The organism is Vibrio hibernica (assembly GCF_015223435.1).
GTDB classification, from domain to species: Bacteria; Pseudomonadota; Gammaproteobacteria; order Enterobacterales; family Vibrionaceae; genus Vibrio; species Vibrio hibernica.
The window spans coordinates 1-12,554 of the sequence record NZ_VHKO01000060.1; the positions used below are offsets into that span (position 1 = coordinate 1).

The 12,554-nt window shown below is 41.1% G+C and carries 12 protein-coding genes and 1 tRNA gene; 7 read left to right on the top strand and 6 right to left on the bottom strand.

All coding sequences use genetic code 11. The features are described from left to right. Nucleotides 1-76: 76 nt before the first annotated feature. The 3 genes from minE to minC are packed head-to-tail and all read right to left on the bottom strand — an operon-like array spanning nt 77 to nt 1,829. Nucleotides 77-337, bottom strand: coding sequence for a cell division topological specificity factor MinE (gene minE / locus FH976_RS13875; RefSeq protein ID WP_190329860.1), 261 nt, complete (start codon nt 335-337; stop codon nt 77-79). 2 nt (nt 338-339) lie between these two features. Then, on the bottom strand, nt 340-1,152 hold the full coding sequence (minD, locus tag FH976_RS13880; protein WP_194091433.1) for a septum site-determining protein MinD: 813 nt from the start codon (nt 1,150-1,152) through the stop codon (nt 340-342). 11 nt (nt 1,153-1,163) lie between these two features. Then, a complete protein-coding gene (minC, locus tag FH976_RS13885; RefSeq protein WP_194091434.1) occupies nt 1,164-1,829 on the bottom strand; it encodes a septum site-determining protein MinC in 666 nt (221 codons plus the stop codon). 251 nt (nt 1,830-2,080) lie between these two features. Here minC and FH976_RS13890 point away from each other — a divergent pair, with 251 nt between their 5' ends. Then, nucleotides 2,081-2,356: a YcgL domain-containing protein gene (locus tag FH976_RS13890; protein ID WP_190329857.1), complete on the top strand. Its 276-nt coding sequence runs from the start codon at nt 2,081-2,083 to the stop codon at nt 2,354-2,356. A 35-nt stretch (nt 2,357-2,391) separates the two neighbouring features. Then, entirely contained in the window at nt 2,392-3,372 is a 981-nt protein-coding gene (locus tag FH976_RS13895) for a lytic murein transglycosylase (protein WP_194091435.1), read from the top strand. A gap of 76 nt (nt 3,373-3,448) precedes the next feature. Here FH976_RS13895 and folD read toward each other — a convergent pair whose 3' ends face one another. Beyond that, nucleotides 3,449-4,306: a bifunctional methylenetetrahydrofolate dehydrogenase/methenyltetrahydrofolate cyclohydrolase FolD gene (folD, locus tag FH976_RS13900; protein WP_194091436.1), complete on the bottom strand. Its 858-nt coding sequence runs from the start codon at nt 4,304-4,306 to the stop codon at nt 3,449-3,451. 219 nt (nt 4,307-4,525) lie between these two features. Between folD and FH976_RS13905 the strand changes: the two genes are divergently transcribed. Continuing rightward, nucleotides 4,526-4,602, top strand: a tRNA-Arg gene (locus FH976_RS13905). 91 nt (nt 4,603-4,693) lie between these two features. On the opposite strand, the gene FH976_RS13910 is transcribed toward FH976_RS13905, so the two are convergent. After that, a complete protein-coding gene (locus tag FH976_RS13910; RefSeq protein ID WP_194091437.1) occupies nt 4,694-5,590 on the bottom strand; it encodes an NAD-dependent epimerase/dehydratase family protein in 897 nt (298 codons plus the stop codon). Nucleotides 5,591-5,738: 148 nt separating this feature from the next. Between FH976_RS13910 and FH976_RS13915 the strand changes: the two genes are divergently transcribed. Next, nucleotides 5,739-6,650 carry a LysR family transcriptional regulator gene (locus tag FH976_RS13915; RefSeq protein WP_194091438.1) on the top strand — a complete coding sequence of 304 codons (912 nt, stop codon included), beginning with the start codon at nt 5,739-5,741 and terminating at the stop codon, nt 6,648-6,650. Nucleotides 6,651-6,666: 16 nt separating this feature from the next. On the opposite strand, the gene pdxR is transcribed toward FH976_RS13915, so the two are convergent. Further along, nucleotides 6,667-8,049, bottom strand: a complete 1,383-nt coding sequence (gene pdxR, locus FH976_RS13920) for a MocR-like pyridoxine biosynthesis transcription factor PdxR (protein ID WP_194091439.1) — start codon at nt 8,047-8,049, stop codon at nt 6,667-6,669. 122 nt (nt 8,050-8,171) lie between these two features. Between pdxR and FH976_RS13925 the strand changes: the two genes are divergently transcribed. From FH976_RS13925 to FH976_RS13940, 3 genes are all read left to right on the top strand, one after another. Further along, nucleotides 8,172-8,669: an FMN-dependent NADH-azoreductase gene (locus FH976_RS13925; protein ID WP_194091440.1), complete on the top strand. Its 498-nt coding sequence runs from the start codon at nt 8,172-8,174 to the stop codon at nt 8,667-8,669. A gap of 378 nt (nt 8,670-9,047) precedes the next feature. Then, nucleotides 9,048-10,112 carry a TlpA family protein disulfide reductase gene (locus FH976_RS13935; RefSeq protein ID WP_194091442.1) on the top strand — a complete coding sequence of 355 codons (1,065 nt, stop codon included), beginning with the start codon at nt 9,048-9,050 and terminating at the stop codon, nt 10,110-10,112. Nucleotides 10,113-10,261: 149 nt separating this feature from the next. Then, the gene (locus FH976_RS13940) at nt 10,262-12,340 is read left to right on the top strand and encodes a protein-disulfide reductase DsbD family protein (protein ID WP_194091443.1); all 2,079 of its coding nucleotides are present in this window, start codon (nt 10,262-10,264) and stop codon (nt 12,338-12,340) included. Nucleotides 12,341-12,554: the final 214 nt, after the last annotated feature.

Below are 12,554 nucleotides of genomic sequence, written 5' to 3' on the forward strand. Positions count from 1 at the left end.
TTTCATAATGTCGGCTTTTTTTGCTTTCATTAATTTAAGATTATCTCAATAATGAAAGGGTAAACCTTGTGTGTCGCTAGTCTTTCTCTGGCAGTTGAATATTTAATTCCAATACAGAGAGATCATCATCACCTTGCTCTAAAGTGACATTGACCATTTCTGGGTCAACATTTACATATTTACTGAGTACTTTTAAAATGTCTTCTTTTAGCTGTGGTAAATAAGAAGGACTAGTACTGCCTTGATTGCGGCGTTCAGCCACAATAATTTGTAAACGTTCCTTGGCTAGGTTAGCGGTATCATTTTTCTTAGGACGGAAGAATTGTAATAGCGACATAGTTAACCTCCAAATAAACGTTTAAAGATGCCTTTTTTCTCTTCAGTTAAGAATCGAAACGGTTTTTCTTCACCCAATAAGCGATCGACAGTATCACTGTAGGCTAAACCTGCATCAGATAGGTCATCATGGATCACCGGCACGCCTTTGTTCGAAGCATTCAAAACGGATATGCTTTCAGGGATCACACCTAATAAAGGAATATGAAGAATTTCTTCAACATCTTCGACACTTAACATCTCGCCAGTATTGACTCGCGCAGGGTTATAACGAGTTAATAGTAAATGTTGTTTAACGGGCTCTAAGCCTTGTTCTGCGCGTAATGATTTTGAATCCAATAAGCCTAAAATACGGTCTGAATCACGTACAGAAGATACTTCAGGATTGGTCGTGATCACTGCCTCATCTGCAAAGTATAGTGACATTAATGCACCCTGTTCAATGCCAGCAGGGGAGTCACAAATAATGTAGTCAAAACCCATATCGTGTAGTTCTGTTAACACTCGTTTTACGCCCGTATGGGTTAATGCATCTTTATCACGAGTTTGTGAGGCTGGCAAAATAAACAGATTATTACAGCGTTTATCTTTAATAAGAGCTTGATTTAATGTCGCTTCACCGTTGATAACATTAACAAAGTCATACACAACACGGCGTTCGCAGCCCATGATTAAATCTAGATTACGTAGACCAATATCAAAATCGATAACGGCTGTTTTTTTACCTCGTAAGGCAAGACCGGTGGCAATAGCGGCGCTAGAGGTAGTTTTTCCTACGCCGCCTTTGCCTGATGTAACGACAATAGTACGTGCCATTTTGTTTCCTTTTAAATACTGAGAATGTCAAATTGCAAACGCGTGTCTTGCAATGTAAGTAAGATTTTCTTTTGCCAATATTGAGTATCGATTTGGTCCATAAGCTGATAGTTTCCAGCAATCGAGACCAGCTCAGCCTGTAAGTCTTGGCAAATAATACTGGCTTGTTTTTGTCCGCTGGCACCCGCAATAGCTCGACCTCGGCAGGTGCCATGTATATGAATGCTGCCATCGGCAATGACTTCGGCTCCGGCACTGACATGATTTAAAATCACCAAATCCCCATCTTTTGCATACACTTGTTGCCCTGATCGAATCGGCGTTCGTATCACTTTTGTTGGTGCCATCTCCGCGGGAGCTTGATAAGGAGTTTTACTCGTCGACATCACGGCAAAACCAGCATCGGTTACATGATTTTTTATTACGTTGTCTTTTGAGCCGGTGACACCAACAGGTATCATACCAGATTGGACGATCCCTTGATGTAGTACCTTGAAATCAATATCAATTTGAGCAGTATTTTCAATATTAACAACCAAGGGGGCGTGAGTGAAAAAAGCAGGTGCTTGGGCTACTTTGTTGTGCAAGAATTGCAGACAACTGTCTACATTGTCTTCAGTCAGTTGTAAGACAGAAAGTGCAAAGCTACTGCCTTTTAAATCGGGTTTTAAAGCCATGTCAGTTAATACTCTGGTTGTTGAATAAAATAGTGAAATACCAAACTGGCCAGTACCAGTATAGGTCTATCTAAAATGACACGATTTACTAGTGTTAATTGTAAGTCCGTTATTGTTATAGTCTATCTAAATTCAAACTGAGTTAAGTACTTGTCAAATGCGACAATAATGAGCAAAAAGTCTGAAAAAACCAAGTGAAACTCGAATAATTAGAAGCGAGTGCTTAGTTAAACGTCAATTAAGGATAAGTTATGTTGTGCTCTGTTTATAAAAGTGGAAAAAAGGAAGGTATGTACCTTTATATTTCCAAAAAGGATGATTTTTCAAAAGTGCCAGAAGTATTGATGCAAATGTTTGGCAAACCAAGTTTTGTTATGGTTATGAAGATGGAAGGGCGCAAACTCGCGACAGTTGATATAGAGAAAGTGAAACAATCGTTACAAGACGATGGTTTCTTCTTACAACTTCCGCCACCGCCTATTAATTTATTAGAAGAATATAAAGCTAATAAAAAAAACCAGTCATAACGATGAGTTCAATTGAGCACGGTAAGGAAGTAGTCATGAAAAAAACATCGGTCAGGATTGCCACATTGTTGCTAGGTTGCAGTGTGAGCTTGTCATCCTTTGCGACAGAGGAAGATGATTTTCAAGCGTACGTTAAAACATTAAAGCAAGAAGCTTCCCAAGCTGGAATTACTCAACCGACGATTGATTTGGCATTTAAAAGCGTCACCTTTAAGCCTAAAGCGGTTACTGCAGATAACAATCAACCAGAAAAAAAGCTGACTCTAGATGAATACATACCAAGAGCCGTACCCGATTGGAAAATTAAACAAGCGAAAGATCTTTATCATGAGAATTTTGATGACTTACAACGTATAGGTAAGCAATACGGCGTGCAACCTAGATTTATTGTGGCCTTATGGGGAGTGGAAAGTAACTTTGGTCGATTTACAGGCGGCTACAATGTTATTGATGCACTCACCACCTTAGCATTTGATGGTCGTAGAGAGGCCTTTTTCCGCAAGCAGACGATAGCAGCCTTGACTATTATTGATGAAGGGCACATTAGTGCAGAAAAAATGAAAGGCTCATGGGCTGGTGCAATGGGGCAATGCCAATTTATGCCGACGTCATTTTTGTCTTTCGCTCAAGATGGCGATGGTGACGGTAAAAAAGATATTTGGACAACCAAAGCGGATGTATTTGCTTCTGCGGCTAATTATTTAAAGCAAGAAGGTTGGGATGATACCTATACTTGGGGGCGTCAGATTCATGTGCCAGCAGGTATTGATGAAAACTTGCAAGGGCGTGATGACGATAAAGGTAAGTTATTACAACAATGGAGTAAGTTAGGTATTACTAATTTAGATGGTTCACCATTGCCTAAATTAAATCAAGATATTAAAGCTTGGCTGATTATGCCTGATGATGAAGCTGGTCGCAGTTACTTGGTCTATAACAATTATAATGTGTTGATGAAGTGGAATCGGTCGTATTACTTCGCCCTCGCAGTGAGTACATTAGCCGATAGTATTTAGTAGTGATTTCATTCAATGTAATAAAAAAGGCTTGTCATTATCGACAAGCCTTTGAGTTCTTGGTTTCTGTAGAGGATTAATGTTGTGAGAACTTCTCACACGCTAACATCGTATTTTCAATCAAGCTGGCAACAGTCATCGGTCCGACACCACCCGGAACCGGAGTGATGTGACTCGCTTTCAATTTAGCCACATCATATTCAACATCACCAATTAACTTACCATCATCCATGCGATTAATGCCAACATCGATCACAATCGCACCTTCTTTAATCCAAGCGCCTGGAATGAAGTTAGGCTTACCTACGGCCACCACTAAAAGATCTGCTTGGCGAACATGACTTTCAAGATCTTTTGTAAAGCGATGGCAAGTGGTCGTGGTGCAACCTGCAAGTAATAATTCCAGAGTCATTGGACGGCCCACAATATTTGATGCCCCTACAACCACCGCGTGTTTACCATTAGTTTCAATGTTATAACGCTCAAGTAGAGTAATAATTCCCTTTGGTGTACATGAACGCAGCTTAGGCATACGTTGGCATAAGCGACCTACATTGTATGGATGGAAACCATCGACATCTTTTTCTGGCGAGATGAACTCTAAAATCTTGGTACTATCGATACCCGCAGGTAGAGGAAGTTGAACTAGGATGCCGTCAATTGCCGGATCATTATTTAATTGCTCAACGATATCGAGTATTTCAGCTTCAGTCGTTGTGGCTGGTAAATCGAAAGATTTAGAAATAAACCCAACTTCTTCACAAGCGCGGCGCTTACTACCTACATAAACCTGAGAAGCGGGATCGCTTCCGACCAGCACAACGGCTAAGCCAGGTGCCCGTAAACCTGCTTCTAAACGAGCTTGAACTCGCGCTTTTACTTCTGTGCGGACCGTTTGTGAGATTAACTTTCCATCGATAATTTGAGCAGTCATGAGATTCCTTATTATCTTCAACACCAGCTGCAGCTGACAACGCGCGTATTGTCGCAAAAAATGTGATGAACATCCATAGCGCAAACGTTTGCGGTGGTGGGTTATTTTCATATTATTAAGTAACCAAATAACTTCAGTGTTTCTTTTTTCAGCATTTAGACCTAGGAACAAGACAAAACCTTGACCTATCACGCTCAATTCGTATAATCCACCCACAAAGCGCCCTTAGCTCAGCTGGATAGAGCACGTCCCTTCTAAGGATGTGGCCGCAGGTTCGAATCCTGCAGGGCGCACCAAATATAGAAAACCTGATAGCTCTTCTGAGTTATCAGGTTTTTTTGTTTTGTGCATTTATGATGGTTTATTTATGGCTATTATTGTGGCCGCTTATTTCATCATGTCAGTTACAATCCATTCAATAACGTCCGTGTGTTTAGGTTCCCAGCCGAGAATGGCTTTTGCTTTATGTCCTCGTACACGACTGTTTGAACCTAATGCGTAAGATGCCATTTCGTAACCCCATTCTTGTTTGGCTTGATCTAAAGGCCAATCTTGCGCGGGTGATAAATGAAGTACTTTGGCGATGGCATTGCTCATATCTCGGAATCTAGCTTCACCACTTTCAATAAAATAAAAATTACCCGCTTGTGTTTTAGTTAGCGCGAGCTTGTAAGCTTGTACCACATCATCAATATGAACATTCGACCAAATATTTTCCCCTGGGCCAACATGGCGAGCAATACCTGATTTTTGTGCCTGTTTGAGTAGGCGAGGGAGTTGCACGCTATCTCGGCGGAAGCTGCGACCATGACCATAGATTAACGTGTTGCACATTACGCTTGAACGAATGCCTTGCTTTGCCGCCTCAATAACGGTGTTATCTAATGCGACTCGAGCAGCTTTGTCTTCTGTAGGGGCCGGTAGTTTATCTTCATAGAAAATATTATCAGTTCCTAAACCGCCGGAAGCATCTCCAACAATGCTTGATCCGCTAGTGTGCAGAAAGACTTTATTGGATCCTTTTAACCCTTCAATAATGGCTTGTACTGCGCCTAAATGATCGCTGCTGGCAGCGTTAATGACTGCATCAGCTGCTTGGGATTGTTCTTTCAATAATTGGCTATCATCTAATGAACCGACGATTGGCGTTATCCCGAGTGTCTGTAATGCTTCTGCTTGTTGAGGATCTCGAATAAGTCCGATGACCGTGTGGCCTTCTTCTGCAAGTGATTTAGCAATAGAACCACCAATAAAGCCCGCTGCACCTGTAATAAATAAACGCATTATGTTATCTCTTTTATGTTTGAGTGATATTCCGTTGTTGATGCGCCTAGTATAGAGATTTCGTTTTTGCGAAAAATAGCCTTATAAGCAAATCATTGTTGATATAAAATCAATAGTAGATGTGAAGATATTGATTGGTGACTATGAAATGAAAAGCTCGACAGAAGAATTATTGGCATTGATAGCTGTGGTCGATACCGGAAGTATTACCAAGGCGGCAGAATATTTAGGGCAAACCACATCTGGCATCAGTCGTGCGTTGAGTCGTTTGGAAAGCAAGCTGAATGTAACCTTACTGACAAGGACAACACGACGGTTAACGTTAACCGCTGAAGGGCAACGTTTTGTGGTGTCGGCCAGAAAAATTGTGGCGTCGATAGAGGAGGCGGAAGAAGCATTACTGCCCAATGATGAGCAGTTGAGAGGGACATTAAGAGTGGATGCCGCATCTCCTTTTGTGCTGCATTGTATTGTGCCGTTTGTGCCAGAATTCCATCGCTTGTATCCGTATATTCAGCTTGAGCTGACCTCACACGAGCGTAGCATTGATCTTATTGAGCAGAAGGTGGATATTGCGATTCGTATCGGATCTCTCACCGATTCATCTATGCATGCTCGATACTTAGGCGACAGCGCTATTCGAGTTTTAGCCAGTCCGGATTATTTAGCCCAATTTGGTGAGCCTCGCTCGCTGTTGGAATTACAACAACATACACTGATTGGGTTTACTGCTCCGAGTTATTTGAATGAATGGCCGCTCAGTGATAATCCGCATTCAGAGAGCTTGAAAGTTGAGCCAAATATTAGAGCGTTAAGTGGTGAAACCATACGGCAATTAGCCTTGGTAGGGGCGGGGATAGCGAGTCTTTCTCATTTCATGACCTATAAAGATATTGCCGATAGTAGGTTAATCCCCATTATGCTGCCATTTATTCAGCCGAAAAGTCGTGCGATTAACGCTATTTATTATCGTAATAAGCAACAATCACGGCGTATGACGTGCTTCTTAGATTTTATTCAAGAGAAGTTACGTGAAAGCGATTTGGTGGTGATGAAGTAAACGTGGCGTCTGTATATCAAGCAATAATATCTTTTAATCGATACGCTAATGCTCGGCATTCTTCCTCGGTTTTAATATTGGTAAAACTAAGAATTAAGCTCGGATGAACAGGGCGCGATGACCATTGTGATAAACCTTGCGAAAATAATCCGGCTTTCATCATGGTTGTCGATAAAGCTGCATCATCAATAGTGGGGTCGTTTAGCTTTACGATCATGTGCATTCCTCCGGGTTGTGGCTCAATGGATACACTTTCACCTAATACTTGATTAAAGACTTTAGCGGCTAGTTCTCGGCGTTCTCGATACAGTTTTCTCATTCTTTGGATATGGCGAGAAAGGTGACCTTCTTGCATAAAAGCCAGCACCGAGCTTTGAATTACAGCTGATACATTGCCTGCGTAAAGCTCAGAGCAGTTTTCAAAATCAGCGACTTTACTTGTTGGAACCACAATATATGCCATTCTTAAACTTGGAAACATCACTTTGCTAAAGGTGCCAGAATAAATAACGCGATCTTGAGTATCTAAGCTTTTTAATGCGGGTAAAGGAAGCCCTGTATGACGATATTCACCATCGTAATCATCTTCAATAATCCAACTCTGGTGTGTGTTCGCCCAGTCTAATAATGCTTGTCGGCGTTGAAGAGATAAAGAAACACATGTTGGGCTTTGATGGGCGGGAGTGACGATCACGGCTTCTGCTTGTAAATTTTTCTGTATATTGATGCCATCTTTATCTACCGAGATTGGAATTGTTTTGAATTGATGGTTGTTTAAGATTTGTCGTGTAAGTGGGTAACCTGGATCTTCGATACCGACATTAGCCTGTTCACTTAGCAGCACCTTAGTGATCCAATTGATTGAATTAACGTATCCTGAAGTGATAAATACTTGGGTAGGTTGGCACTGAACGCCGCGTGAAAGCTGGAGGTATTGAGCAATGGCCACTCTTAATTGAGGAAGTCCATAAACAGAAGGATAAGCAAGGTCGTCTATGCCGATGTGCCTAGAGCATCTTGCCGCCATTCTAGACCATATTTGGCGAGGGAATTCATCTAAAGCTGGAATGCCTAATTGGAATGGTAAGACCTTTTCCGTTTCTATCTCAGGGTTAAACCCGGGTTGGCGAGTATTGACTTTGGTTGTTTGAATGTGTGAAAGGTCCAGCAATTTGGTACTCACGACAGTGCCTGCTTGGGCTTTCGATTCAAGGTAACCTTCAGCTTTGAGTAGAGCGTAACCTTCTTCCACTGTGCCGCGTGCAATGCCCATTTCTTTAGCTAAGCTTCGAGCGGAAGGAATGCGCTCTCCCGGCTTTAAGATGCCTTGTAAAATAGCAGCATGAATACGCTGATACACTTGCTTATAAGCAGGGACTTTAGTGGTCAATTTTTCCATTCTCAATATGGCCTATAAAAATAGTTAATTTATGGCTCTTATTGCAAGCCATAACACTTTGTATCATGACAAACTTAATGGCTAAACTTATATTTGATTTTATTTACAGTTAGAGAGACATCATGAAGGTTTTGTTGATAAACAGTAGTCCGCAGCAGCGTGAGTCTTCAACTTATCGTCTAGCACAAGAAATGCTTAATCAATTATCTGCTAATGCAGGAATGAATGTGGTTGATGTGTCTTTAGAAGAGGTGGATGCAACAGTGTTGCCTCATATTGATAGTGCTTATGCGGCAGCATTATGTGCACCTCACATTGAACATGATGAAAGCGTGGGAAGTTTAGCCATATCAAATCGATTGATTGAATCACTGGAATCTGCGGATGTGGTGATTATCACTTCTCCTATGCACAATTATTCTTTGCCTTCAGGGTTAAAAAGTTGGGTTGATCATGTGGTTCGCGCTGGAAAAACCTTTGCAATAACTGCAGAAGGAAAGCAGGCGTTATTAACTGATAAGCCTGTTTATATTCTTGTTTCCGCTGGTGGTATTTTTTCAGGTAAAGAAGCTTATCAACCGGATTTTTTTACCCCTTATCTGAAAGAAGTATTATCGTAACCGTTCACCGGGAGTGTATTGACAAGCATTCTGGAGTATGCCTCAGAGCGTTTTAATGCTTATTCTCTGGCATTTAGAAAAGTTTTAATGCCCGTACGTTATAAAAACACATAATTCCTTACTTTTCACCGTTGTCAAGCCCCTCCCGGTGAACGCTTACGTATTATCCACTATAGGATTAACCAGTCTTCAATTTATCACTATTGAAGGGACGGCAGGCGAGCATGATGTTGTGCAGAAAAAAATTGACAATATTCAGCGTCAAGTGAGTGACTATTTACTTGCGCTATAAATACCATTTACCGTTTTTCGTCTGATTCGCACTCATCACAAAGACGTTATATTTACATATTTTATCTTAAAAATAGGAAGCTCGTTATGAGATCACGTTTTATTCATTTAACGAAAGTGCCACTTATTGCGCTTTTATGCTTATTTTCTTTAGCGCAATATGCACATGCGGAAGATGATTATTCTGCCGATGGTGAGCGTCGTGCTAAATCGGCGGGTGAGTCATTAGTGGGCACGCCAGCGCCACAAATGAAAATCACCACCATTGATGGCAAAACGATCGATCTTGCTCAAGTGTATGGGAAAAAACCGGTTTATATTAAATTTTGGGCAACGTGGTGTGTGCCATGTCGTGAACAAATGCCGGGCTTTGAAGAGATCTACAAAAAGTATGGCGATAAAGTACAAGTCATCGCAGTAAATACCGGCATTAGTGATAATCTTGCATCAGTCACTGCGTTTCGTAAAAAAATGGGCCTTACCATGCCAATTACGATTGATGATGGCAAGTTAGCGCGCGCATTTCATTTACGTGTGACCCCTCAACATTTATTGATTGATAAAAATGGTAAGTTCGCCTATTTCGGTCATATGGATGATAAAGAATTCCATCAAGCATTGGATAAAGTAGTCGCAGAAAAATCCAATGGTAAGCCGTTAAATAACCCAACCTTTGTGCCAAAAAATTCAGGTTATAAAGTGGGTGATACGGTGCCAGATTTAGCCTTTTCTACCATTGATGACAAAGCCGTAGATTTTAAATTTAACGCACCTAATAGTAAAAAAATTGGCGTAGTATTTTTTGGTCCTTGGTGTGAATGGTATTTAGAAGACACTGAGCCGAAAACATCGAAAGCTTGTACTCAAGTGCGTGAGTTATTAGAGAAAAAATCGAAAGCTTCAAGCATTGAATGGGTAACCGTTTCAACTAACTTGTGGTCATCGATTGCTGATTTACAAGATTACCGTAAGAGTTATGGCGCCACGTTACCAATCGTATTTGATAATGATGGTGAGTTATTCAAACAATTTGGTGTCAATCAAGTGCCAACGATTACGCTGATTGAGCCAAATGGTAAAGTGAGCCTGAAATCCTCGATTCAAGATGATGATTTCCAAGCGACGTTAGAGACAATTTCAAAGCTTAAATAAATAGTTATTATTTGAATTTTTGCTTGAAGCACTGTTTTAGTGAAGCTGCTTTTTGATGAAGTACGGTGTATGGCCTACTTTTCTTAAAAAGACAGCTTCATTTATTTAGAAGAACTATTTAGTAATCGAGATAAGACATGATGATAAGTATGAAACGTTTTGTTCAATTAGTGTTGTTTAGCGCTAGCTTGATATGCGCATCACAAGCGCTCGCTAACCAACAAGGTAATAACCCTAGTCTTATCTCGATTTCTATTCAATCGGAATCCAATCAACCAGCGGCCGGGAGTACGGAAGCACTCGCGATCACTATGACACCAAAAGAAGAGTGGCATGGCTATTGGGAAAATCCTGGAGATGCAGGTTTTCCAACCAGCTTTAATTGGACGCTGCCAAAAGGCGTGAGCATTGGAGAGGTTCAATATCCGGCGCCAAGCCAGTTGGTGACCAGCGATATTATGAATTACATTTATCACGGTGAATATGCCTTACTGACCTCTTTAGTGATTGATAAAAGTGTCCCGCAAGGCACGAAATTACCGATTAAACTGGATATTAGTTATTTAGTTTGTAACCCACAAACCTGTTTACCTGAACAACAAACGACTGAAAAAACACTCACCGTGGGTGATGGGAAAGTTACTCAAAAAAGCCAAAAGATTTTTAATCAGTGGCGTCAAAAGTTGCCAAAGCCCTTGGATGCCAAAGGTCAGTTTTCAGTTGAAGATGGCAAATTTACCTTATCTTTACCACTGCCAAGTTCTATTCAAATTAACAAAGCTCATATTTACCCTCTAATTAACAATACGATTGTGAATAATGCTAAACAAGCGTTGGCTCATAATGGCGATGTGTTAACGATGCAGACTCAAGTGGGCGAAGAAAAGAGTGATGAATTCAAAGGTGTTCTGGTTTTAGATAATGGTATTTCACTGTCTTTTGAGGCGAGTAAAACACAACATATCGCTTTTACACCGAGCCAGCATTCTGATGATAGCAATGTTTCTCGTGAGCAAGGCACTAGCAGTACATGGTTGATTGGTTTGACGGCCTTGTTAGGTGCGATTATTGGTGGTTTGCTACTGAATATTATGCCGTGTGTTTTTCCTATTCTAAGTTTGAAAATTTTAAGCCTTTCTCATCAAGGATCTGAAAAGCAAGCTAAAGTAGGCTCTGTTGCGTATACCTTAGGTGCGGTTCTGGTATGCGTCATATTAGGTGGAGTGATTTTAGGTTTGCGATCACTTGGTCATCAAGTTGGTTGGGCATTCCAATTGCAAAGCCCTGCTGTTATTGCAGGATTGATCGTTTTAATGAGTGCAATAGGATTTAACTTAGCCGGTTTATTTGAAATTGGAACGTTAACTTCTGGCTCTCGTTTGCAAGATCAAAAAGGTCCAATGGGTGATTTTTGGACGGGCGTTTTAGCGGCATTCATTGCCACGCCTTGCACTGGCCCTTTTATGGCAACTGCATTAGGTGCCGCCTTAGTGCTTCCTATCGGAATTGCCTTCATTATCTTTGCGGGCTTAGGCTTTGGGATGGCACTGCCATTTTTATTAGTAGGCTTTATTCCTGCGCTGAGGACTCGTTTACCAAAGCCGGGCGCATGGATGATCACCGCCAGACGTATTTTGTCCCTGCCGATGTTTATTACCGTGTTGGGATTGGTATGGATATTAATGAGACAAGCTAATAATGATTTTGTGTTGCTGGTGTTAGCGGCCACTATGCTATCTACTTTTGGCTTATGGCTGACGGGGCTATGGCAACATTCACAACATAAAGGTAAATGGTGGCCTGCATTATTGCTGACTTTGATCCCATTTTTGGCTGTAGTTTATGGCGTACCAAGTGCGTTATCTTCCGCATCAACATCACAAAAAACTGATTCAAGGATCGTCGCTTTTAATCAAGAGAAGCTAAAGGAATTGCGATCTCAGGGCGATGTATTTGTGTATTTCACTGCCGATTGGTGCTTAACCTGTAAAGTGAATGAGAAAACCTCGATTGATCGTGAAGAGGTGCAAGCGGCATTGAAGCAAAATAATGTCGTCACCATGGTCGGTGATTGGACCAATGGCGATAGCGAGATCACGGCATTTTTATCACAACAGGGTCGTTCGGGTGTGCCTTTGTATTTATGGTATAAAAAAAGCGTGGATGAACCGATTGTGTTACCGCAAATTTTGTCGCCGTCGATTCTAATGGAGAATATAAATCATTAATCGAATCAAGCTTTAATCCAGTCAGCTCACGTTTTTAAATACTATGTTGTCGTGAGCAATTTAAGCTCCTACTATATTCAAACTAATTAAGTTGAGTTTTATTAGGTTCAAAACTCAATCTCAACGTATTTTGAAGGCAAGGATGGAATAATGGCTCGATTAGGTATGATTATACAGGCGATTTTAGCGGCTTCAATTTTCTACTTGGGGTATA

Excerpts from the sequence above, each read along its gene's own strand:
- minE (WP_190329860.1), bottom strand. The coding sequence starts at position 337 with ATGTCGCTATTACAATTCTTCCGTCCTAAGAAAAATGATACCGCTAAC.
- minD (WP_194091433.1), bottom strand. The coding sequence starts at position 1,152 with ATGGCACGTACTATTGTCGTTACATCAGGCAAAGGCGGCGTAGGAAAA.
- minC (WP_194091434.1), bottom strand. The coding sequence starts at position 1,829 with ATGGCTTTAAAACCCGATTTAAAAGGCAGTAGCTTTGCACTTTCTGTC.
- FH976_RS13890 (WP_190329857.1), top strand. The coding sequence starts at position 2,081 with ATGTTGTGCTCTGTTTATAAAAGTGGAAAAAAGGAAGGTATGTACCTT.
- FH976_RS13895 (WP_194091435.1), top strand. The coding sequence starts at position 2,392 with ATGAAAAAAACATCGGTCAGGATTGCCACATTGTTGCTAGGTTGCAGT.
- folD (WP_194091436.1), bottom strand. The coding sequence starts at position 4,306 with ATGACTGCTCAAATTATCGATGGAAAGTTAATCTCACAAACGGTCCGC.
- FH976_RS13910 (WP_194091437.1), bottom strand. The coding sequence starts at position 5,590 with ATGCGTTTATTTATTACAGGTGCAGCGGGCTTTATTGGTGGTTCTATT.
- FH976_RS13915 (WP_194091438.1), top strand. The coding sequence starts at position 5,739 with ATGAAAAGCTCGACAGAAGAATTATTGGCATTGATAGCTGTGGTCGAT.
- pdxR (WP_194091439.1), bottom strand. The coding sequence starts at position 8,049 with ATGGAAAAATTGACCACTAAAGTCCCTGCTTATAAGCAAGTGTATCAG.
- FH976_RS13925 (WP_194091440.1), top strand. The coding sequence starts at position 8,172 with ATGAAGGTTTTGTTGATAAACAGTAGTCCGCAGCAGCGTGAGTCTTCA.
- FH976_RS13935 (WP_194091442.1), top strand. The coding sequence starts at position 9,048 with ATGAGATCACGTTTTATTCATTTAACGAAAGTGCCACTTATTGCGCTT.
- FH976_RS13940 (WP_194091443.1), top strand. The coding sequence starts at position 10,262 with ATGAAACGTTTTGTTCAATTAGTGTTGTTTAGCGCTAGCTTGATATGC.